This window comes from Streptosporangium sp. NPDC002544, assembly GCF_040295965.1.
In the GTDB taxonomy this organism is placed as follows: Bacteria; Actinomycetota; Actinomycetes; order Streptosporangiales; family Streptosporangiaceae; genus Streptosporangium.
This window is the reverse complement of sequence record NZ_JBEOWJ010000002.1, coordinates 274,082-294,964: the sequence shown is the minus strand read 5'-3', so window position 1 is coordinate 294,964 and position 20,883 is coordinate 274,082. Positions and strand designations below refer to the sequence as shown.

Below are 20,883 nucleotides of genomic sequence, written 5' to 3'. Positions count from 1 at the left end.
CCCACCCACGGACTACCGAGCGGACGCTTCCTCTCGCCACATACCCGACGAAGGAGGATTCGGCAACGCCGTCGGACACCGGACTGCGACTGTCACGGGCAAGGAATATTCAGCATAAGCCGACGATCTTGCATCGTTCCCACGACGGCAGTAAACCCAGCCGCCTTCTGGTGCGTCCGCTAACGCAAGTGTCGCATGCCGCAATAATCATGCAAATGCATAAATTGGGCAGCGCGTCATGTTTATTGACTTATGTCCGTATTTATTAGTGAGAGGGTGGTGGTTGCCCGTGATGGACCACGAGCTCGCCGCCGAACTGCATGAACTCGCCGCCGATCCTCGCCTAGCAACTCGCCAGGAGGAGTTGCGTGACCTCGCGCTCGCGATCACCGACTCCGACGAGGCCGAACGCTGGTGCGAGGTCGACCTGTTCGCCGCCTTCTCCCCCGAGGACAGCATCATCCCGAGCAGCGAACCGGCGGAGACGAAGGGGTGGTGGTCGTTTCGCTGGGCGAGCATAATTCTTAGCTCACTCCTCATCTTCGTCCCGCTCCTCATCACCTGGTTCGGCCTGATGATGGCCACGGATGCTTACGAGGACGCCCTCCTTGCCAACCCCGAGGCCGCCCGGCGGCCCTTCCTGGAGATGTGGCAGCAGGGCTTCGACGGCCATCTGCCCGACTCCCTGAAGTTCGGCAACATCGCTTTCTACACGCTCGGCGCCATCGCCTTTCTCATTCTCTGGACCATCATCGAGAACGGCATAAGGAACCGCGTGGAGCAGCGAGAGGACACCTCCGAGGAGGACCTGGCACTTCTCCGGGCTCGTCTCCGCCGGGCGTTGACCCGTACGAGCCTGCTGCTCGGCCAGGTCCGGCTCTCCTCCCCGGCCCGGTTCGGGACCGAACTGACCAAGACGGTGAACGAGATCAACCTCGCCGGTGCGGCGACGCACAAGGCGCAGGCCGAGCTGGTCGACGCGCTGTCCCGAACGTGGAGGGCCGCCCAGCAGACCGTCGAGACACTGACCAGTGGCGCGGCCGAGGTACGGACCGCTACCGGAACCCTCAGCGAGCATGTGAAGAAAACCGGCGTCGCCCACAAGAACATGACCGCGGCCGTGCAACAGGCCTCCGAGACAATCGACACCCTCGGGTCCACGACCGACCAGGCGGTCACCCGCGTCGGGGACCAGCTGTCCACCACCATCTCGCGGACCACTGTCGATCTGCGACGCGAGTTCACCGAAGAGCTCACCCGGTCCATGAAGTCCCTGCAGGCGATGCTGGACACCCGCACCGGCGAGCTGGTCGGCGCGACGGCGAGCATCGGCTACGCCGTCGACCGCGCGGCCGACTCGATCGACTCGGTCGGCTCCTCGACGGCGAAGGCCGTCGACCTCATCGGCGGGCAGGTCGTCGACTCCTTCACCGGCACGGCCACGGGGATCCGCGAAGCCCTCGGCGACTGGGCGGACACCGCCGGCGCGCACGCCTCCCGGATCGAGATGGTCTCCGACACCTCGGGCAGGACGATCTCCCTCCTGGAGCAGACCCGCGCCACCCTCGACCGGCTCCCGGCCGCGATCGCCGAGGTGCTGGCCGATCTGCCGGCGAAGGTGCGGGAGCTCTCCGAAGGTGAGTTCGCCGGGCTGAAGGACGCGATCAGTGAGTTGTGCGTCTCGGTGGACCAGGTGTCCGACCTTCTCACCTCCTCCGCCTCCGGCGCCATGAGTCGCGGCCAGGAGACGCTGTGGTGACCGGCAAGCGAAAGAGGACCGCCAGGCGAAGGACCTCCGCTCCGGTTCTGCTGGTCGGGTGGCTCTTCGCCGACCTGTTGCTCGGTCTGACCGTCATCATGCTCGGTGCCCAGGCGCCACCTCCCGTGCCGGTCACGCCGGTGGCCGGCGCAGGCACCGAGAGCCCTACCCCGAGCGCGTCCCCCTGCGCGAACCGCGTCGGCGGCGTCCAGGCGAAGCCGGTCAAGGTCTCGTTCCAGGTCAGCCCGGGTGCCGGTGACAAGGTACTGACCGGTCAGGTGAAGAAGAAGCTCCTGCGTTACAGGAAGCACCTGGCCGGCCGGCAGGCCGGCATGGTGCTGACCTTCGGCGCCGGGGGCGCCGGAGAGGGCGTACGGCTCGCCACCCGCGTCAACACCGCCCTCGGCACGGCCTACCCGAAGATCTTCGGAACGGCCGCGACCCGCAACTTCCACGACCTCGCCGCCGCCAGCGGTTCGATCTCCATGGAGATCTACTTCGTCACGAACGGCTGCTCTTCCACTCCCAAGAACTGAGGATCATCAGATGAGTGAGCAGGTACTCCCCTTCTACCTGGTCTGCGACGAGTCCTACTCGATGCAGGGCGCGCCGCTCGACGCCATCAACCGGGAGCTGCCCGAGATCTACCGCGAGATCGCCAGCAATCCGGTGGTCGCCGACAAGATCCGGCTCGGTGTCATCGGATTCAGCACGACCGCCAACGTGCTCCTTCCCCTCGCCGATCTCAACGAGCTCCAGTCGATCCCGCAGCTCTCCCCCCAGGGGGTGACCAACTACGGAGCGGCGTTCTCGCGGCTCCGCACCACGATCGAGCAGGACATCAGAGAGCTCAAGCAGGCCGGGCATGTGCCCTTCCGCCCAACGGTGTTCTTCCTCACCGACGGCCAGCCCACGGACGACTGGCACGCCGAGCACCAGCGGCTTACCGATCCCGGTTTCTCCGCACGCCCGACCATCCTGGCCTTCGGCTTCGGCGAGGCCGAGCTCGCGACCCTGCAGCAGGTGACGACCTTCCGGGCCTTCATCGCCGACCCCGATGTCGCTCCCACCCACGCGCTCCGCGAGTTCGCCAAGCAGCTGCTGAACTCCGTGGTCCACTCGGCGATCGCATCGTCGTCCAACTCGTCCGGCGGCGCCCAACTGGTCGTTCCCGACCAGATCAAGGGCTACACCGTGCTGGCTGCGGATCCGGTCTGAACGCGGCCAGAAAAGAAAACAGGGGAACATCGACATGCGATGGCTGCAGCAGAATCCGACGGACGAGCCGGTTCTCGGAATCCCCGAACCACCGGTCATCGGCCGTAGACCCATGCTGGGCTCACTTCCCGGCCCGCCCTCGACCGTGCGGGAGAGTCCGCCGGACAGCGTGCTGGACGGTGCCACGCTACCCGGGCTGGTGATGCGTGCCGCCTCCGTCCGGGGGGACGCGCACCGCTACTACGGCACACCGCGCCAGGACTCGATGGGATTCTGGAAGGTCGACGAGTCGAGGCTGCTGGCCTGCGTCGCCGACGGGCTCGGTAGCAAGGAGATGTCGCACCTCGGATCCGCCGCCGCGTGCAAGGCCGCCTACGGCAACCTCACCGATTTTCTCGAACACGCCGATATCGCGACCGCGGCCGAGTACTTCGCCGAGAACATCGCCGACGATCTTTATGGCTGGGCTGACAAGGGCGGGTTTCCAGCGGACTCGCTGAGCACCACGTTCCTGGCCGCGGTCATCGACCACGGTGAGGAGACCTCGATGACACGGGTCCGCCTCATCCGGATCGGTGACAGTGCGGCGATGCTGCTACGCAAGGGCGCCTGGGTCTCCTGCTTTCCCGAGGAGGAGACCCAGGAGATCAGTTCCTCGGCCACCCACGCGCTTCCCGGTGGCACCGGGCAGGTCGAGGTCGTGGTCCACGACCTGGAGCCAGGCGACATGCTGCTGCTCTGCACGGACGGGCTCGCCAAACCGATGACGCAGAACAAGGAGGTCGGCGACCGGTTGTCGCTCTGGTGGAGCCGAGCGGAGCCGCCCTCACTGCCGGAGTTCTTCTGGCAGTTCAGTTTCCGTGCGAAGAGCTACGACGACGACCGTACGGCGATCTGCGTGTGGAGGGTCTGACGTGACCTTCGTCTCCCATCCACGCGACCGGCAGCGTACCTCGCTCTCCCTGGAGCAGGAGCCCCTGGGTGAGGGGGGCCAGGGCGTGGTCACCCGGGTGGTCGGCGCCGGCCCGCTCGTCTACAAGGAGTACATGCCGCAGGCCGGGACGGTGAACGACGCGGCCCTCACCGACCTGGTGGATTTCGGCCACGCCCTTCCCGACTCGGAGCGGCGACTGCTGTTCGACCAGTGCGCGTGGCCGATGGCTCGGGTCTGTGACGGAGACCGGGTCACCGGATTCCTGATGCGGGAGGCCCCCGGGGAGTTCCTCGGGCCCATCAACGGCGCGTCCAAACTGATCGAGGTGCAGTATCTGCTGTTCCTGCCCAACCACACATGGCAGAGCCTGCACCAGCCGGACATCACTGGCCGCGTCGAGATCGCGCTTGCCGCCACCCGCCTGATCGACCTGCTGCACGGCCATGGATTCGTGCTCGGTGACATCTCATTCCGTAACCTGCTCTGGCGGCCGGCCCTGCCGTACCGGTTGTTCGTCCTCGACTGCGACGGCTTCCGCCGCCACGGTGGTGAGCCCGTGCTGCGGCAGGCGCACACCCCCGACTGGGACGATCCTCTCCAGCCGTCCACCGGCCCCGACCTGGACACCGACCGCTACAAGCTCGCCCTGCTCGTGGGCCGGATCCTGGCTCGTGACGCCCATGTTCGCCCCGGAAAGACATTGACGCTGCTTCCCGGGTTGAAGCCGCAGACGGCGGAAGCGGTCGCCGAGCTGTTCGCACGGGCACAGCGTCCCCATGGGTCTCGCCCGATGGCGAAGGAATGGCTCCAGGCGCTCATCGGCCGTAAGTGGATTGCCGTGAACCGGCCTCAGCCCCGACGGCTCCCCGAGCCGATCGGCTCATCGGCGAGCGGCACCGCGACGGGACCGTCGTCACACCCCCCTCGGGGCTCCGTACCAGTCTCCCGTCCGCCGATGAGAGCCGCGTCCCAGGGCACGCCGTCAACCCCTCCTCGGAACTCCGTACCGGTCTCCCGTCCGCCGATGAGAGCCACGTCCCAGGGCACATCGTCAACCCCTCCCCGGAAGTCCATACCGGCCTCTCCGCCCTCGGTGAGATCCGGTCCGCAGGCCGCGTCGTCTCCCCCGACGAAGAGCATCCCGGTCAGCTCGCCGAGTCGTTCCCTGACGCTCGGCGAACGGGTCACCGCGTCCGACGCGTTCGCCAGCCAGCCCGTCTCCCCCGGCGGTATCTCCGCCGGCCAGGTGGCCCTGCTGCTCGACGCACTGGAGGCACGGGGCGGCCACCTCGCCGTGACGGAGGTGGCGGCGCTGATCGGCGAGCCGGTGGACAGGACCCGGCTGCTGATGGTCACGGCGAAGCGGCTGCTCAACCTCGACAGCCTCGACGTCCTCACGCTCAAGGACGGAGACCAGGCCGTCGACCTGAACCTGGGGCTTCTGAAGGAACAGTTTCTCGACGAGGAGGTCGAACCATGACACGTAAGGTCAGCCGGGCGAGGCGGCGGCAGATCATCGACGCCCTGGGGCGCGGCACCGTACCGCAGAACGGACTCGACCTCTTCGCGGTCGGCATGGAGCGGTTCGAGAAGGTGCTCGACGAGGAGCTCACCCACACGACGAGTGGGCGCGCCGGTTTCAAGGCGATCCGTGGCGAGTACGGCTCGGGCAAGACCTTCTTCGCTCGCTGGCTCGCCGAACGGGCGAAGCGGATGAGGATGGCCACCAGCGAGATCCAGATCTCGGACACCCAGACCCCCCTGCACAAGCTGGAAACCGTCTACCGCGCCCTGATCAGCGGCCTCTCCACGGCCAGCAGCCCGCCGAGCGCGCTGCGCGAGATCGTCGACACCTGGCTGCTGACCCTGGAGGACGACGCGAGCGCCGCGGCGGGGATCGCCAAGGACGACCGGCGGGCGATGGTCTCGGCGGTCGACGAGCTGATCGAGTCCCGGCTCGAAAAGGCGGCCCAGACCGCACCCTCCTTCGCCACCGCGCTGCGCTTCTACCGCCGGGCCAGGCTCGCCGGGGACCAGGCCACCGCGGACGGGTTGCTGGCCTGGGTAGGCGGCGAGCCGAACGTGGCGGCGGCGGTCCGCCGCTACGCGGGCATCAAGGGAGACCTGGACTCGGGGAACGCGCTCGGCTTCCTGCAGGGCCTGCTGACCGTGCTGCGCGACTGCGGCCATCCCGGACTGCTCGTGGTGCTCGACGAGATCGAGACGCTGCAGCGGATGCGCAGCGACATCCGGGAGCGGAGCCTCAACACGCTTCGGCAACTCATCGACGAGATCGACAAGGGCCGGTTCCCTGGGCTCTATCTCGTCATCACCGGCACCCCCGCGTTCTACGACGGGCAGCAGGGGGTACAGCGGCTCACGCCGCTGGCTCAGCGGCTGGCCACCGACTTCGACACCGACCCCCGGTTCGACACGGCCCGCGCGGTGCAGATCCGGCTCACAGGCTTCGACACCGACAAGCTCGTCCAGCTCGGCTGCGCCGTACGCGACCTCTACGCCGAGGGAAATCCCGCCGAGGCGCGGATCAGGTCGCTGGTCGACGACGGCTACGTCAAGGAACTGGCCACCGCCGTCGCGGGCCACCTGGGGGTGGGCACGGCACCGCGGACGTTCCTGCGCAAACTCGTCGCGGACGTGCTGCACCGGGTGGCCGAGCATGAGGAGTTCGACCCCCGCAGGCACTACCGGCTGACCGTCCTCGACACCGAACTGAACGACGACGAGCGCAACGCGACCCGCCGGGTACCCCGGGCCGTGTCGGCGGACGAGGTGGAACTCGACCTGTTGTGATCGCGCTGCACCCGACGCTGGCCCACCACGTCACCAACACCCTCGGCTGGTCCCGGCTCCGGCCGCTGCAGGCCGACGCCCTCACCCCGATCGGGGACGGACTGGACGCGCTGCTGGTCGCCCCGACCGCCGGGGGCAAGACCGAGGCGGTGGTGTTCCCGCTGCTCTCCATGATGGAGGAGCAGCGCTGGAGCGGCCTGTCGGTGATCTACGTGTGCCCGCTGAAAGCGCTGCTCAACAACCTGCTGCCAAGGTTGCAGAGGTACGCGACCTGGCTGGGCAGGCGGGTGGAACTCTGGCACGGCGACGTCTCCGCCTCGCGGCGGCAGTCGATCCTGCGTGACCCGCCGGATGTGCTGCTGACCACCCCGGAGTCGCTGGAGGCGATGCTCATCGGGACCCGGGTGGACCACCGGCGTTTCATGCGGGACCTGCGGACCGTGGTGGTGGACGAGGTGCACGCCTTCGCCAAGGACGATCGGGGCTGGCACCTGCTCTGCGTCCTGGAACGTCTCACCCACCTGGCCGAACGCCCAATCCAGCGGATCGGTCTCTCGGCCACCGTCGGCAACCCCGGTGAGCTGCTCTCCTGGCTGCAGGGAACCGGTACGAACCGGCCCGCGCGGGTGATCTCCCCCGAGACGGTCACCGATTCCCGTTCCCCCGACATCGAGCTTGACTACGTCGGCTCCGTGGCGAACGCGGCACGTGTCATCGCCGCGTTGCACGCGGGTGAGAAGCGGCTGGTCTTCTGCGACTCCCGGCGCATGGTCGAGGAGCTGGGCGAGACACTCCGCGGCCACGGCGTGACCACCTTCCTGTCCCACGCCTCACTCTCCGCCGACGAACGCCACCGCGCCGAGGAGGCCTTCGCCCAGGCCCGTGACTGCGTCATCGTCTCCACCTCCACCCTGGAGCTGGGGGTCGACGTCGGCGACCTGGACCGGGTCATCCAGATCAACGCCCCCTGGTCGGTCGCCTCGTTCCTGCAGCGGCTTGGCCGTACCGGACGGCGCTCGGCGGGTACCCGCAACTGCCTGCTACTGGCGCTGAGCCGGGACGACCTGCTCGCCTCGGCGGGACTACTGCGACTCTGGGGCACGGGCTATGTCGAGCCCGTGCAGCCGCCACCGGACCCTCGGCACATCGTCGCGCAGCAGCTCCTCGCACTCACCCTGCAGGAGGGAAGGATCGGCGACTCGCTCTGGCCTGACTGGTGGAACGGTCTGTCCCCCTTCGAATCCCGTCATGCCCAGCCCGTACTCGACCACCTGGTCACCGAGGGGTTTCTCGAACGGGACGGCGGCATGCTGCTCATCGGACCGGAGGCCGAGCAGCGCTTTGGGCACCGCCACTTCATGGAGCTGACTGCGGTGTTCACCGCACCGCCGGAGTTCACCGTGTTGCACGGCAACGTCGAGATCGGCCGTACCGATCCCGGCCTGCTGACCTCCTCGGTGCAGGGGCCGCGCCTGCTGCTGCTGGCGGGGCGGACCTGGAAGGTCGACTGGATCGACTGGAAGCGGCGACGGTGCTTCGTCGACCCCGTGGAGGGAACCGGAGGAGAGGCCCGCTGGACCTCACTGGCATCCGGCGGCACGTCCTTCGCGCTGGCCCGTGCCATGCGGGACGTCGCCCTGGGCACCGACCCTCCGGTACGACTCACCCGCCGGGCCGTCGACGTACTCGCCAAGGTCCGCGCGGAGATCGCCGACACCGTCCACCCCGACGGCACCGTGATCGTGCGCGAGGACGGTGACCTTTACTGGTGGACCTGGGCGGGTTACCGGGGCAACGCCACGCTGAAGGCCACCCTGGGATCGCTGGCCGATCCCGTCCATCGGGTGGACGACCTACGCGTCCGGCTCCGCGCCGACCTCACCGGACCACTCCGGCGCGCTGACCTTCGCGCTCTCCACCTCCGGCACCCACAGGTGGACGACAGGGCGCTGAATGGGCTCAAGTTCAACACCGCGCTACCGCGCGAACTCGCCGTCGAGACGCTGGCCGCCCGCCTGGCCGACTTCCCCGCCGCGGTCTCGGTCCTTGCCGAACCGACCCGTCTCCTGGTCCGCTGACCGAGGCTGTCGTCCTGGCCGCCTGAACCTGCCTGCACCGGGGTGCGGCAACACACGCGCTCCGGGGTATCTGCCGCGACTTGAGCGCGATCCAATCAGATACGAACGAGATACATCAATTAGTGATGATACGCATATATGTGACAGTCACAAGATTTAGTCTTGTGCATCGTGTTCACACTATGATTCACTGGCGTCGCACGATCGCCCCCACCCCCTGGAAAAGCGAGGTCCCGCCATGCACGGAAACCCGCACCCCCCGCAGCACGGCCACCCCCAACCCCCTCCACAGGTGGTGATCGTGCAGCGGAAGCGAGGCGGCTGCCTGCGCGCGATCCTCATCGGCGCCGCCGTGCTGATCGGTCTGGTGGTGATCGGCGCCCTCCTCAGCGGAGGCGACAAGGACGGCGGGAACTCAGCGAGCTCGGACGACACCGCGGCCACCGACACCTCCACCCCCGCGAAGAAGACCGAACCCAAGTCGGCGGGAATCGGCGACACCGTCAAGGACGGCAAGTTCGCCTTCCGGGTCACCAAGGTCGAGAAGGGCGTCGCGCGGGTCGGCGACGAGTACGTCGGATCCGATGCCCAGGGGCAGTACGTCCTGGTGCACGTCACCGTGAAGAACATCGGTGACGAGTCCCAGCTGTTCAGCGACTCCTCGCAGAAGCTCATCGACACCAAGGGCAGGCAGTACGACCCCGACTCCGGTGCCGCCGCCCTCGGGCTGAAGAATTCCAACGCCTTCCTCAACACCATCAACCCCGGCAACGCGGTCAACGGGATCCTGCTCTTCGACGTCCCGAAGAACTTCAGGATCAAGGCGATCGAACTACACGACTCCCCCTTCTCCGGCGGTGTCACCGTCGCCCTGAACGACTGACCACGCGCCCCTTTTCGGACCGAACCACCGGTAAGATCCGGATCCGGCTATCCCCAACGGGCGCCCGATGCCCAACCTCTGACAAGAGGAGTCCCATGTTGGTCGCGCAGCGCTACGAGCTACGGCAGCCGATCGGCCGGGGCGGCATGGGGGAGATCTGGGAGGGCGTCGACACCCACCTGAACCGCAAGGTGGCCGTCAAACGTGTCCGGCGGACCGGCTCACCGAGGAGACCATCCGGCTCCGTAACGTCGCGGAGGCCGAGGCGATCGTGGATCGGATTCTCACCTGCGCGGAGGATCCGGCGTACCACGACAAGACCTTCGGCGTCGTGGTCCTGCAGGGCACCTGGCAGACCCAGCTGATCCACAACATGCTGCTCGATCGGCTGGACACCAAGGAGTGGGAGCGGCGGCGCCTGCGGGTCGGCACACCCCCCGACTTCCAGGGCGACGAACGTGACGTGATGTTCCTGTCCATGGTGATCGCCGAGAGGCGTTCGACGGTGACGAGCACCGAGTGGCAGCGCAGGTTCAACGTGGCCGCCTCCCGGGCCAAGGACCAGATGTGGCTCTTCCACTCTGTCAGCCCCGACCTGCTCTCCCCGATGTGCCTGCGCCGATCGCTCCTCGGCTACATGCTGAACCCGCCGACGACACCGCTCAGCAGCTCGTTGAGCGATGTGACCCCCGACAGCCGTCATCCGGAGTTCGACTCGCTCTTCGAGCAGCGGGTGTTCCTCCGCATCCAGGAGCGCGGGTACAACGTCGTTCCCCAGGTGGAGGTCAACGGCCGCCGGATCGACCTCGTGGTGAGCGGGGCCGAGGGGCGACTCGCGGTCGAATGCGACGGCGACTTCTGGCACGGCACCCCCGAACAACGCGAGGCTGACCTCGACCGGGAGCGCGAGCTCAAGCGCGCGGGGTGGCGGTTCTGGCGCATCCGCGAGAGCGAGTTCTACTTCGATCCGGCGACGGCCATGGAGTCGCTCTGGGCCGAACTCGACCGCCGAGGCATCTCACCGGGCACGACCGTCGACGAGGGGAACGGCTCGCCACTGTCCTGGAGCGCCCTGGCCCTGTCGGAGAAAATCGGCTGGGACGGGCTTGAAGACGGAGACTTCAATGAGATGGACGAATCACCGATCAGGATGGTGACGGCGGCCCGTCTCGGTAGCCCCTCCTCAACCGGGGTGCCCACCGCGCAGATACGCACCTGGGCCCGCAACCAGGGGTACTCCATCGGCGACCGCGGCCGCCTTCCCGTAGAGGTGATCGAGGCATACCGGCAGTCGATGAACCCGGAACGGGCTTTCCCCGTTTCAGAACATGGCTGACATTGAACGCATGTCGAGACGCACCCTGGTCCAGGGCCCCGGCGGTCCCGGGTTCTGAGTAACCAGACAGCTGACAGCGAGCCCGCCGCGCCGGTCATGGACCGGTTTCCGCACCCGGTTGCGGGCGCAAGAGGTCAGCCATCAGGAGCAGGGCGCGGCGGTTGAGGTCGTCGCGGGCCGCCTCCAGCGCCTCATACGGCTGCCCGTCAAGGTCGGGGATGTCCCAGCGCAGCACCTGCTGAGCTGGTGACCGGTCGCAGGACGGCAGTGGAATGCTCACCGGGCCGAGCAGGACGATCACGTCGGCGGCCTGGAGCGCGTCGTCGGTGACGGGCTTGGGGAACAGGCGGTCGCCGGTCAGGTCGTGGCGCACTGACGAAGCTGTCACCAGCGTCGCGCCGACGGCCACTGCCGCCGGCGCGATCACCCGGGGTTTAGGGAATGAGCAGGAAGAACGGTTCGTCGGCGGCGGTGCCGTCGTTGACGACAGGCCGTAGCACGGCGGCGCGCCCGCACCACGCGCGAGATGTCAGGGCCCGGATACCGCGGTATCCGGGCCCTGCCGCGTCACCGGCACGGCGCCTGCCACCGGATGTCGAGCCGGCCGTGCCGCATGCGGCCTACCAAGCGGACCTGCAGCGTCTCCGGCGCGTTGTCGCCCGCGTCCCTGCTGATCGCCAGCCAGCTGTGCCGTACCGACAGCTCGTTGGCGTCCACCACCATGCCCGGCGCGAGGACCAACTCCACGTTGCCGCCGCTCACCCGCAGCTCGATGACCAGCTCGGGCGCGCTGCGCACCGCGCTGGTCAGGTCCAGCGTCACGTCACACCACGCGGTGCGCAGCGCGAGCCGATGCGGCAGCGTCCACCGGCCGTCACGGCGCACCGAGCCGTGCCGCTCCTTGATGGTGAGCAGTTCGGCGGCCGGCTCGGCCGGCGTCCCAGCGAACGGCAGCGTGAGTGCGCCGTCGCTGCCTGGAACCGCGACCAGATCGGTGATGAGCGGGGCCAGCGCGTCGATGGTGCGGGCGGCCAGCGCCGCGTCCAGCCGCTCGTCGAACTCGACCGGGTCGAGCCGGCCGTCGGCGACGGCGGCGCGCAGCAGTTCGATGACCCGGTCGCGGTCCGCGTCGGACGCGCGCAGGGCGGGTAAGTTGGACTTCTCAAGACCCTGCGCATGGATCGCCTGTGTCGTCATCGGGGTCTCCTTTTCGTTGGCCCGTGGCGGTGTCACTCGCAGAACACCTGCACCTTGGTGTCGGGCTCGTCGACGTCGACGATGGCCTCGCCAAGCTGCTTGATGAGCTCCTCGACGTGCTGTGCTGACGCTTACCAGCACGGCCGTTCGGCCCTGCTCGATCTCGACCCAGGAGCCGGGCAGCGCCCACAGCAGTTGCCCGGTGCCGCGCAGCTCACCCACCGGGCCCACCCGGATCGACCAGTTCGGCCAGCGCCTCCTATCTCCCCCCGCCGCAGGCGGTCAACGACGCCGACGCCGGGGATGCCGTGCCGGTCTGCCAGCTCCTGCAGCGTCTCCTGGAGTTCCGTCACGCGAGGGCTGTCGTCAACCGAGGCAGGACCGGACGGCCTTGGCCAGGTTCGACGCCCGCGGGTCGTCGGGCCGGAAGTTCCAGAGGTTGGTGACGTAGCCGAAGCCGACACCGGCATCGGGGTCGGCGAAGCCGATCGATCCGCCCGAGCCCGGGTGGCCGAACGACCCCGGCCCGACCATCGGCAGCGGCGGGCAGGCTCGCCAGAACCCCAGCGACATGTAGAAGGAGCGGTCAGCCGGGATGTTCAGCCCCGGCGGCAGCCCGTGCATCGGCGTCTTGTCGGTCTGGACGGCTGTCATCTTCTCGACTGTTGACGGATCGAGCAGCCGCACCCCATCGACGTCGCTGACCGTGGCGGCGTACATCCGCGCCACCGATCGCGCGTCCGCGAGCATGTTCGCGGCCGGGAACTCGGCCGCGCGCCAGGCACGCGTGGTGTGATAGCCGGTCGTGTTGTCCAGGGCGCCGCCGAGCTCACCGGCGCGGGCTTGGACCGAGCCCGGGCCCCACACGGCGTTCACCCATGCGGTGACGGTGTCCGCGTCGAGTCCGGTGATCGCGATCAGCCCGGCCGTGAGCTCCTCCACGCTGAACGGTGCGGCGTAGTGGATCCGGGCCACCCGTCTCTCCTGTTTCTCAGGCAGCCCGATCCAGGCGCTCAGTCCGAGCGGGGCGGCCACCTCCTCGGCGAAAAACCTGCCCAGTGACTTGCCGGAGATCCGGCGCACGACCTCCCCGACCAGGAACCCGAACGTGACGCTGTGGTAGACGTGCTCGGCGCCCGGCTGCCACAGCGGCTTCTGCGCCTCGAGTGCACGGATGACCGGGTGCCATGCGCAGGCCTGCTCGAATGTCAGCGGTCCGTCGACGATCGGCAGACCGGCCTGGTGTGACAGTAACCAGCGCACCGGGATCTGGCCCTTGCCGGCAGCGCCGAACTCCGGCCAGTACTGGGCGACCGGGGCGTCCAGATCCAGCTCACCGCGCTGTGCCAGCATGTGGGCACAGATCGCGGTGGCGCCTTTCGTGGTGGATGCGACCTGGACGATGGTGTTCTTGCGCCACGGTCGGTTCGCCTCGCGATCGGCGAGGCCGCCCCACAGGTTGACGACGGGGCGGCCGCCCACGTAGACGCTGCACGCCGCGCCGACCTCGCCGGAGTTGTTTTTGAAGTTCTTGCGGAACGCGTCGGCGACTTTTCCCCAGCCGTGCTCGACACCGTGCTCGACATCGTCACCGCTCACGGAGGCGTTGGCGCGACCGGCGAGGGCGGCGTGCGTGCCGGCGAGCGCGCCGGCACCCAGCACGCCCTTCAACACGGTCCGGCGCCCGACGTATCCCTGTTCGGGTGTCCCGCTTGTCGTGTCTTCCATGCTGTATTCCTTGCTAGAGATCTGAAATGTAGGGAGTCTGAGACTTCTGGAGCAGACGTACGTCGGATCGACCGGGACTGTCCGTGTCGCTGGATCGGTGCGGCAAGAGTGGTGTGCGAGGAGCACGAGCAGTTTTCGTCGAAGGCGGACACGGCCGGCCATCGGTTTCATGCCGTCGTGTCGCTCCGGCTCGCACTTGGTGGTCTTGCCGTGGAACGCGAGCCGCCCTCGTCAGGGGGCCACCGGAATACGGGCGCAAACGGGCCGCGGACGCGATCGCCGCAGGCGAGCAGCCACAGCGGTGGCGGGCGGCCCGTACGCGCTCTCGCCTGTCATTGGTTCGTGGTTACGCGTCCCAGGTGACCGGGAGGCTCTTGACCCCGTAGATGTCGGCGGTCTCCGGGCGCAGGGCGACCTCTTCGGCGGGTACGGCCAGGCGCAGCGTGGGGAAGCGGTTGAGGAGTGCGGGGAAGGCGACGCGCATCTCGACGCGGGCGAGCTGCTGGCCCAGGCACTGGTGGATGCCGTGGCTGAAGGCCAGGTGGCCGCCGTCCTGCCTGCGCAGGTCGAGCACGTGGGGGTTGGGGAAGCGCTCGGGGTCGCGGGCGGCGGTGTTGAGCGACAGGATGACCGTCGTACCGGCCGTGATGGTGTGGCCGCCCAGCTCGATGTCCTCCAGCGCGACCCGGTAAAACTGCTTGGCGACGCTCAGATACCGCAGCAGTTCTTCGACGGCCTGGTCGGTGAGCGTGGGCTCGGCGCGCAGCGCGGCGAGCTGGTCCGGGTTCTGCAGCAGCGCGAAGGTGCCCAGCGCCAGCATGTTCGCGGTGGTGTCGAACCCGGCCGACAGCAGGATCAGGGCCATCCCCTGCAGTTCCTCGTCGGTCAGGTCGCTGTCGAGCAGGTCGCTGAGCACGTCGTCGGTGGGGTTGGCGCGCTTGGCCACCACCAGCTCCGCGAGGTACTGCTGGGTCGCGGTGTAGGCCGCGATCAGCTCCTCGTCGCTGACCTCTCCGCCGAGGAACTTGTCGATGTTCTCCTGGAAGAAGCCCCGGTCCTCGTACGGCACGCCCAGCAGCTCACAGATGATGATCGAGGGGATGGGCTTGGCGAACGCGGTCACCAGGTCCGCCGACGGCCCGGCCTTCTCCATGGCGTCCAGGTGGTCGGCGGTGATCTGCTCGACGCGTTCGGTGAGCAGTCGCATCCGCCGTACGGTGAACTTACCGACCAGTGGTTTGCGGTAGCGGCCGTGCTGTGGCTCGTCCATGAGGAGGAACTCGCCGGGCGGCGCCGGGGGGACCTCGATGTCGCCGTAGTCGATCAGCGGGTGGTGGCGCATGAGTTCCTTGCGCGAGCTGAATCGCGGGTCGGCCAGGACCGCCCGGACCAGGTCGTAGCCGGTGACCAGCCGGCCCTCGTGTCCGTCGGGGAAGGGGAAGCGGCTGATCGGGCCGTGCTCACGGGCCTCGATCAGCTCCTTGGGCGGGTCGAAGGGACAGCCGGACTGACGCGCCGTCGGCATCGTCGTGACGGTGTGGAGGGATTCAGTCATGATCTTCCCTGTCTCGCGATAGGACGTGTTGTGTGGAGCTCGAAGGGTGCGTTGCAAGGAATGGCAGCGAGCCACATGCTCTGGCGGGTATGCCGATCCGCGTCGGCGGCGGTGCGGGTCGCTCCAGTCCACGACATCGGGGCGACATCAGTACCTGGTGGGGGGATCGGCCCGCCCACGGTGGAGGCCGTTCGTCACTCGCACCGGCAAGGGTCAGCGGCTGCCGCACGTGTTCCGGGTGGTCCGCTCACAGCCCGGTGCTCATCTCGCGCAAATCTCCTGGAAGCCTCCGCCCGGCAGCGGAGACAAGCCGAGGAAGTGCTGTTCTTGTTCAGGGCAACCGCGCCGCGATCCGCCTGTCCGCCACGCTCATCGGGATCAAGACAAGCCCGACCGATACGGCCTAGGAGATCTTGCGGCGGTAGGTGTTCATGGCGAAGACGTAGGCGACGATGAGGATGCCGACACACCAGGCGAGGGCGATCCAGATGTCGGTGCCGACCGGCTGCTGGGTGAACAGGTCGCGGATGGCGTTGACGATGGAGGTCACCGGCTGGTGCTCGGCGAAGACGCGCAGCGGGCCGGGCATGGTGTCGGTGGGCACGAATGCCGAGCTGAGGAAGGGCAGGAAGATGAGCGGGTAGGAGAACGCGCTCGCGCCGTCCACGGACTTCGCGGACAGGCCGGCGATGACGGCGAGCCACGTCAACGCCAGGGTGAACAGGATCAGCATGCCGGCGACCGCGAGCCACGCCGGCACTCCCGCCCCCGAGCGAAAGCCCATGAGCAGGGCGACGAGCACGACGACCACGAGCGAGATCAGATTGGCGACCAGCGAGGTCAGCACGTGCGCCCACAGCACCGACGACCGCGCGATCGGCATGGACTGGAAGCGCTCGAAGATGCCGCCCTTCATGTCCATAAACAGCCGGAACGCGGTGTAGGCGATGCCCGAGGCGACCGTGATGAGCAGAATGCCGGGCAGCAGGTAGTTCACATACGAGACCGACCCTGTGTTGATCGCGCCGCCGAACACGTAGACGAACATCAGCATCATGGCGATCGGCATGATCGCGGTCGTGACGATGGTGTCCACGCTGCGTGTGATGTGGCGCAGGGAGCGTCCCAGTAGGGCGGCGGTGTCGCCGAAGAAATGCTTGCTCATCGTTGTTCCTTACTTGCGTACCGAGATGCGGTGTTTGCCGGCGTCGCCGTCTTGCCGCCGGCACCGACGAGCGCGAGGAAGACGTCCTCCAGGGTCGGTTGCTTCTCGACGTATTCGACCTTGGCGGGCGGGAGTAGCTGCTTGAGCTCGGCCAGGGTGCCGTTCACGATGATCCGGCCCTGGTGGAGGATCGCGATCCGGTCGGCGAGGTGTTCGGCCTCGTCCAGATACTGCGTGGTGAGCAGCACCGTCGTGCCTTGGGCGGCGAGTTCCTTGACCGCCTGCCACACCTCGATGCGCGCCTGGGGGTCGAGCCCGGTCGTCGGCTCGTCGAGGAAGATGACCGGCGGATTGCCGATGAGGCTCATCGCGATGTCCAGGCGGCGGCGCATGCCGCCCGAATACGTCGACACCCTGCGCGCGCCCGCGTCGGTCAGCGAGAAACGCTCGAGCAGGTCATCGGCGATCTGGCCGGGATTCTTGAGGTGCCGTAACCGGGCGACCAGCACGAGGTTTTCCCGCCCGCTGAGGATCTCATCGACGGCGGCGAACTGTCCGGTGAGGCTGATGGACTCCCGCACGTCCGCAGCCTGCGTGGCGACGTCGAAGCCGTTGACGCGGGCGGTCCCGGCGTCGGCCTTGAGCAGCGTGGACAGGATCTTCACGGCCGTGGTCTTGCCCGCCCCGTTGGAGCCGAGCAGGGCGAAGATGCTGCCTCGTGCCACGGTGAAGTCCACGCCGCGCAGCACATGCAGTTCCTTGTACGACTTCTCCAGGCCTTGCACCTGAATCGCCTGGGCTTGCTGTGTCGTCATCAGTCTGTCCTGTCCTTTCTTGCGGTGTTTTCGCCGGCGGCGCGTTCAATGGCGCTGGTGAAGCGGTTCCGCTCCCGGGTTCTGTACTGCCCGATCGGGTAGTTGGCCACGAACGCCTCCACGAACTCCACGGGGTCTTCCCCGAAGATGTCGCGGATCGGGGTTCCGTCCGCCGCGCTCTGTTCGAACAGATCGGCAAGATCCTCATACATCGCCATCGCGCCGGCGCCGTCCGCCGGCCCGAAGTGCATCAGGTACCGCTCCAGCGCTTCGACGGCCGTACGATAGTTCTCGGGAAGCGCTCTGATCCGCGCCTTGTACTGCCGCCAGCGCCTCTTGTCCTCGAGCGGCCCGGTGACCACCTCCAGGTACTGCAGGTAGCGGCTCTTCGGCTCGTTCGACCCTGTGACCACGTCTACTTACCTCCTTCGCAGAGTTGTTCGAGCCTCTCGGTGAGGAAGCTCCAGTTCCTCCAGAACTCTTCGAGGTACTCCCGTCCTTGAGCGTTCAGGGAGTACACCTTGCGCGGCGGCCCCTTCTCGGACGGGACCTTCTCCACGTCGACGAGGCCGCGCTGCTCGATCCTGACGAGCAGCGCGTAGATGGTGCCCTCGGCGATGTCGGAGAAGCCCTGCTCCCGCAGCCACGCCGTGATCTCGTAGCCGTACGCGGGCCGGCCGGACAGGATCGCCAGGACGATGCCCTCCAGCGTTCCCTTGAGCATCTCCGTCAGTTGCTTGCCCATGGAACACCCCCCTCAGCTACTCGGTGTCGCTAACTACTGGTACAAAGTAACACCGACTACCAGTACCTAGCAACACCGAATAGCTGAGGGGCAATCGGGGGCCGCAAGCATGTGGGTGCGGGCGGCCTGATCGCTGCTCGCGAGCGAGCCCGTCGCCGACATCTGCCCGCACACCGGCCGCGCCCGCCTCGGCGAGGCCGACGTCCCGCTGCAGCTCATCATGGGCAAGACCCGGCACAAGAACCCCCGCACCGCCATGCGCTACGTCAAACCCGGCCCCGAAGCCATCGCCAAGATCACCACCATCCTCGGCCCACCCCGCCGCACCCAGTGACCATGCCGTCAACCAGCCGGAAGACCCTTTGCCTCCCACTCCAGCATCTCGCGCTCTTCGGCGACGCTCTGCGCCCTGACGACCTCGGCGGCGCGCGGGCAGATGTCGACCAGGAGGGCGGGCAGTGTGCGCACATCGGGGCCACCGGTCTCGCGGACGCGGGCGAGTTCTCCCGGATCGTTCCGCGTGTAGACGCCGCACAACCGGTGTCCGTACGCCACCAGCGCCTGGTCGGGGATGCTCCGCGCGGACGGCAGCGCCTCGGATGTCCGCACCGTGCACACGAAGGCCCGCTCACCGGTCGGCGGGGGCGTCCTGAGTTCGCCGTCCGCGCCCCGCCCGCGCTCGGGCGGCTCGCAGTCGCCGCGCGAGGTGACCGGGCCGCGCACCTGGTCCGCCACCGGGAACGGGGTGAGTTCCCAGAGATACGTGCGGACGAAGGACTCGATTATCCCCCTCGGGCCGATCCAGAACGGCAGGCCGTGGGCCAGGTTGACCGCCACCGGGAGCAACGGCAGCACGACGGCCGTGACCGGCAGCGGCCATCAGCCGAACGGGGCCCTGGTCCGCTTCTTCTCCGTCCGTACCCGCCTGGGGTGCGGGCCGGCGAGGTCGTGGGCGGACCGGGCCAGCCAGACCGGCCGGAAAAGGGTGACCACCCCCAGGAGCGGTGTGAAGGCGGAGTAGTCATCGATGAAGGCGAACACCAGCGGTGCGACCAAGAACGGCAGCACCATGGAGGCCACCCCCGACCACACGGTGCCCCTGCCCCACCTGCCGTCCCTGGTCTGGGCCACGACGGTCAGCAGCATCCAGAGCAGCCAGGTCCACCCGTTCAGCTGGACGATCTCGGAGCCTTCTTCGAGGCTTCGGAGATCGAGAGCGTCGAACACCTCCTCACCGATCGAGCCCGCCACGGCGAGCGTCCCGGCCACCAGCGCGGTGAGCCGTAGCGCGCGGGAGGCACCGTCCAGCACCCGGTAGAACAGCACCACCAGGGCGAGCTGTCCGAGATCTTCCAGGTCGTAGGTCCGCCAAGGCAGATAGGCCGCGAACCAATCGAGCGAAAAGAGGGCCACATTGACATAGAGCGCCACCCGCAGCAGGCGGACGGCTCTCCCCTGCTCGCCAACCTCCCCGGCGACCCGCCCGCGGAGGATCTGCCACAGCGCCCAGCCCTGCGCCGCACCGACCAGGAGCAGGAACAGCACCTGCCGACCCGCGCCCGGCTCTCCCAGGAGAACCACCAGCAGCCGGAGAACCCTGTCGTCACCGCTCACCAGCGCGACGACCCCGAATGAGACCACCGCGGCCAGATAACCGCCCACGACGAATGCGGCGAGCCATCCGAAACGATATCGACGGCCGGAACGGATGGAACGCATATGTACTTCCCGGGGGGCGAGAAAGCGAACAAAGCGCTCAACCCTAATCGAGCACCAACCCCGGATGTACTTTCACGCCACCGCCGGTACGATCCGGATCTCTCCAGCCACACTTTTATCCCGGCCACAAGGCGGGCGTCCTGCCCGCGGCGTCGGATACCCCGGAAAGCCGGGTCAGACGGCGCCGGTTCGTACTGCGGTGACCGCCATCGTGGTGTAGGGCATCGTGAAGCCGCCCCCGATCGCGTCGATGGCGGCCCCGACGTCTGCCAGTACTTCGGCCAGTTTGTCCGCCGGGAGCCGGGTGAGGCCACCGGTCGTGGGCAGCAGATCCAGCCACTCGTCGCGGGTGTAGAACCGCTCCCAGTCGAATCGCCACTGCTCCGGGTCGCCCAACTCATCCGCCTTTCGGATTCCGTCGGCGAACATGGTGAACATCGCCTGGTAGATGTCCTGGGTCTGCTGCGGTGGCCGGCCGTTGAACGGCGAGTCGGGCACCACCCGCCGATAGACCGCGTTGAAGGCCTCCGCAATGGCGGGCGGAGGCTCGAAGACATGCGCGAACACCGCCAGCCGGCCGCCGGGCCGCAGGACCTGGGCCGCCTTCACGGCGCCCGCGACCGGGTCCACCCAGTGCCAGGCCTGGCCCGCGATGACCGCGTCGAACGTTCGGCCGGCCGGATCCCAGGCCTCGAACGTCGCCACCTGTACCTCGACCCCGCTGTGCCGCGCGAACTCGGCCATCCGCTCATCGGGGTCGACGCCCAGCACCGTGCAGCCGGCCGCCTGGAACTGCCTGGCCTCTATGCCGGTGCCGCAGCCGACGTCCAGGACGTCAGGCCCGGGGCTGGCGGCGACGATCCGCTCCACGAGGGCATCGGGATAGCGGGGCCGGGCCCGGTCGTAGCGTTCGGCGTCCGCCCCGAACGACTCCGCCACC

20 protein-coding genes are annotated in these 20,883 nt (G+C 68.0%); 9 read left to right on the top strand and 11 right to left on the bottom strand.

Annotated elements, in window-relative coordinates:
- The first annotated feature begins 289 nt into the window (after positions 1-289).
- The 9 genes from ABT061_RS04195 to ABT061_RS04155 all read left to right on the top strand — a co-directional run bounded on the left by ABT061_RS04195 (position 290) and on the right by ABT061_RS04155 (position 11,019).
- Positions 290-1,759 carry a hypothetical protein gene (locus ABT061_RS04195; protein WP_350912461.1) on the top strand — a complete coding sequence of 490 codons (1,470 nt, stop codon included), beginning with the start codon at positions 290-292 and terminating at the stop codon, positions 1,757-1,759.
- Positions 1,756-2,295: a hypothetical protein gene (locus ABT061_RS04190; RefSeq protein WP_350912459.1), complete on the top strand. Its 540-nt coding sequence runs from the start codon at positions 1,756-1,758 to the stop codon at positions 2,293-2,295. Before ABT061_RS04195 ends, ABT061_RS04190 begins: the two co-directional genes overlap by 4 nt.
- 10 nt (positions 2,296-2,305) lie before the next feature.
- Positions 2,306-2,977: a vWA domain-containing protein gene (locus ABT061_RS04185; protein ID WP_350912457.1), complete on the top strand. Its 672-nt coding sequence runs from the start codon at positions 2,306-2,308 to the stop codon at positions 2,975-2,977.
- A gap of 34 nt (positions 2,978-3,011) precedes the next feature.
- A complete protein-coding gene (locus tag ABT061_RS04180) occupies positions 3,012-3,890 on the top strand; it encodes a protein phosphatase 2C domain-containing protein (protein ID WP_350912455.1) in 879 nt (292 codons plus the stop codon).
- Between the two features lies 1 nt (position 3,891).
- Positions 3,892-5,391: a hypothetical protein gene (locus tag ABT061_RS04175; protein ID WP_350912453.1), complete on the top strand. Its 1,500-nt coding sequence runs from the start codon at positions 3,892-3,894 to the stop codon at positions 5,389-5,391.
- Positions 5,388-6,722 (top strand): BREX system ATP-binding protein BrxD, encoded by a 1,335-nt coding sequence (brxD, locus tag ABT061_RS04170; protein ID WP_350912451.1) that lies wholly within the window; start codon positions 5,388-5,390, stop codon positions 6,720-6,722. Before ABT061_RS04175 ends, brxD begins: the two co-directional genes overlap by 4 nt.
- Positions 6,719-8,800: a DEAD/DEAH box helicase gene (locus ABT061_RS04165; protein ID WP_350912449.1), complete on the top strand. Its 2,082-nt coding sequence runs from the start codon at positions 6,719-6,721 to the stop codon at positions 8,798-8,800. Before brxD ends, ABT061_RS04165 begins: the two co-directional genes overlap by 4 nt.
- A 301-nt stretch (positions 8,801-9,101) precedes the next feature.
- Complete coding sequence (locus ABT061_RS04160) at positions 9,102-9,683, top strand: DUF4352 domain-containing protein (protein WP_350912447.1); 582 nt, start codon at positions 9,102-9,104, stop codon at positions 9,681-9,683.
- Between the two features lie 157 nt (positions 9,684-9,840).
- On the top strand, positions 9,841-11,019 hold the full coding sequence (locus tag ABT061_RS04155; RefSeq protein ID WP_350912722.1) for a PDDEXK-like endonuclease domain-containing protein: 1,179 nt from the start codon (positions 9,841-9,843) through the stop codon (positions 11,017-11,019).
- 94 nt (positions 11,020-11,113) lie between these two features.
- Here the strand turns inward: ABT061_RS04155 and ABT061_RS04150 are convergent, their stop codons facing one another.
- The 11 genes from ABT061_RS04150 to ABT061_RS04100 all read right to left on the bottom strand — a co-directional run bounded on the left by ABT061_RS04150 (position 11,114) and on the right by ABT061_RS04100 (position 20,882).
- Positions 11,114-11,407 carry a hypothetical protein gene (locus ABT061_RS04150; RefSeq protein WP_350912445.1) on the bottom strand — a complete coding sequence of 98 codons (294 nt, stop codon included), beginning with the start codon at positions 11,405-11,407 and terminating at the stop codon, positions 11,114-11,116.
- A gap of 179 nt (positions 11,408-11,586) precedes the next feature.
- Positions 11,587-12,216 (bottom strand): DUF1707 SHOCT-like domain-containing protein, encoded by a 630-nt coding sequence (locus ABT061_RS04145; protein WP_350912443.1) that lies wholly within the window; start codon positions 12,214-12,216, stop codon positions 11,587-11,589.
- Between the two features lie 366 nt (positions 12,217-12,582).
- Positions 12,583-13,944, bottom strand: a complete 1,362-nt coding sequence (locus ABT061_RS04140) for a serine hydrolase domain-containing protein (RefSeq protein ID WP_350912441.1) — start codon at positions 13,942-13,944, stop codon at positions 12,583-12,585.
- Between the two features lie 346 nt (positions 13,945-14,290).
- A complete protein-coding gene (locus ABT061_RS04135; RefSeq protein WP_350912439.1) occupies positions 14,291-15,499 on the bottom strand; it encodes a cytochrome P450 in 1,209 nt (402 codons plus the stop codon).
- Positions 15,500-15,902: 403 nt separating this feature from the next.
- Positions 15,903-16,664 carry an ABC transporter permease gene (locus tag ABT061_RS04130; protein WP_350912437.1) on the bottom strand — a complete coding sequence of 254 codons (762 nt, stop codon included), beginning with the start codon at positions 16,662-16,664 and terminating at the stop codon, positions 15,903-15,905.
- Positions 16,661-17,479, bottom strand: a complete 819-nt coding sequence (locus ABT061_RS04125) for an ABC transporter ATP-binding protein (RefSeq protein WP_350912435.1) — start codon at positions 17,477-17,479, stop codon at positions 16,661-16,663. The genes ABT061_RS04130 and ABT061_RS04125 overlap by 4 nt, the downstream gene beginning before the upstream one ends.
- A complete protein-coding gene (locus tag ABT061_RS04120; RefSeq protein WP_350912433.1) occupies positions 17,479-17,892 on the bottom strand; it encodes a DUF1048 domain-containing protein in 414 nt (137 codons plus the stop codon). The genes ABT061_RS04125 and ABT061_RS04120 overlap by 1 nt, the downstream gene beginning before the upstream one ends.
- A gap of 2 nt (positions 17,893-17,894) precedes the next feature.
- Entirely contained in the window at positions 17,895-18,224 is a 330-nt protein-coding gene (locus ABT061_RS04115) for a PadR family transcriptional regulator (protein ID WP_350912431.1), read from the bottom strand.
- Between the two features lie 342 nt (positions 18,225-18,566).
- Positions 18,567-19,079 carry a hypothetical protein gene (locus ABT061_RS04110; protein WP_350912429.1) on the bottom strand — a complete coding sequence of 171 codons (513 nt, stop codon included), beginning with the start codon at positions 19,077-19,079 and terminating at the stop codon, positions 18,567-18,569.
- A gap of 24 nt (positions 19,080-19,103) precedes the next feature.
- On the bottom strand, positions 19,104-19,943 hold the full coding sequence (locus ABT061_RS04105; protein ID WP_350912427.1) for a hypothetical protein: 840 nt from the start codon (positions 19,941-19,943) through the stop codon (positions 19,104-19,106).
- A 174-nt stretch (positions 19,944-20,117) separates the two neighbouring features.
- Positions 20,118-20,882 (bottom strand): class I SAM-dependent methyltransferase, encoded by a 765-nt coding sequence (locus tag ABT061_RS04100; RefSeq protein WP_502991340.1) that lies wholly within the window; start codon positions 20,880-20,882, stop codon positions 20,118-20,120.
- Position 20,883 lies beyond the last annotated feature (1 nt).

Excerpts from the sequence above, each read along its gene's own strand:
- ABT061_RS04105 (WP_350912427.1), bottom strand. The coding sequence starts at position 19,943 with ATGCGTTCCATCCGTTCCGGCCGTCGATATCGTTTCGGATGGCTCGCC.
- ABT061_RS04115 (WP_350912431.1), bottom strand. The coding sequence starts at position 18,224 with ATGGGCAAGCAACTGACGGAGATGCTCAAGGGAACGCTGGAGGGCATC.
- ABT061_RS04135 (WP_350912439.1), bottom strand. The coding sequence starts at position 15,499 with ATGACTGAATCCCTCCACACCGTCACGACGATGCCGACGGCGCGTCAG.
- ABT061_RS04185 (WP_350912457.1), top strand. The coding sequence starts at position 2,306 with ATGAGTGAGCAGGTACTCCCCTTCTACCTGGTCTGCGACGAGTCCTAC.
- ABT061_RS04145 (WP_350912443.1), bottom strand. The coding sequence starts at position 12,216 with ATGACGACACAGGCGATCCATGCGCAGGGTCTTGAGAAGTCCAACTTA.
- ABT061_RS04180 (WP_350912455.1), top strand. The coding sequence starts at position 3,012 with ATGCGATGGCTGCAGCAGAATCCGACGGACGAGCCGGTTCTCGGAATC.
- ABT061_RS04140 (WP_350912441.1), bottom strand. The coding sequence starts at position 13,944 with ATGGAAGACACGACAAGCGGGACACCCGAACAGGGATACGTCGGGCGC.
- ABT061_RS04130 (WP_350912437.1), bottom strand. The coding sequence starts at position 16,664 with ATGAGCAAGCATTTCTTCGGCGACACCGCCGCCCTACTGGGACGCTCC.
- brxD (WP_350912451.1), top strand. The coding sequence starts at position 5,388 with ATGACACGTAAGGTCAGCCGGGCGAGGCGGCGGCAGATCATCGACGCC.
- ABT061_RS04125 (WP_350912435.1), bottom strand. The coding sequence starts at position 17,479 with ATGACGACACAGCAAGCCCAGGCGATTCAGGTGCAAGGCCTGGAGAAG.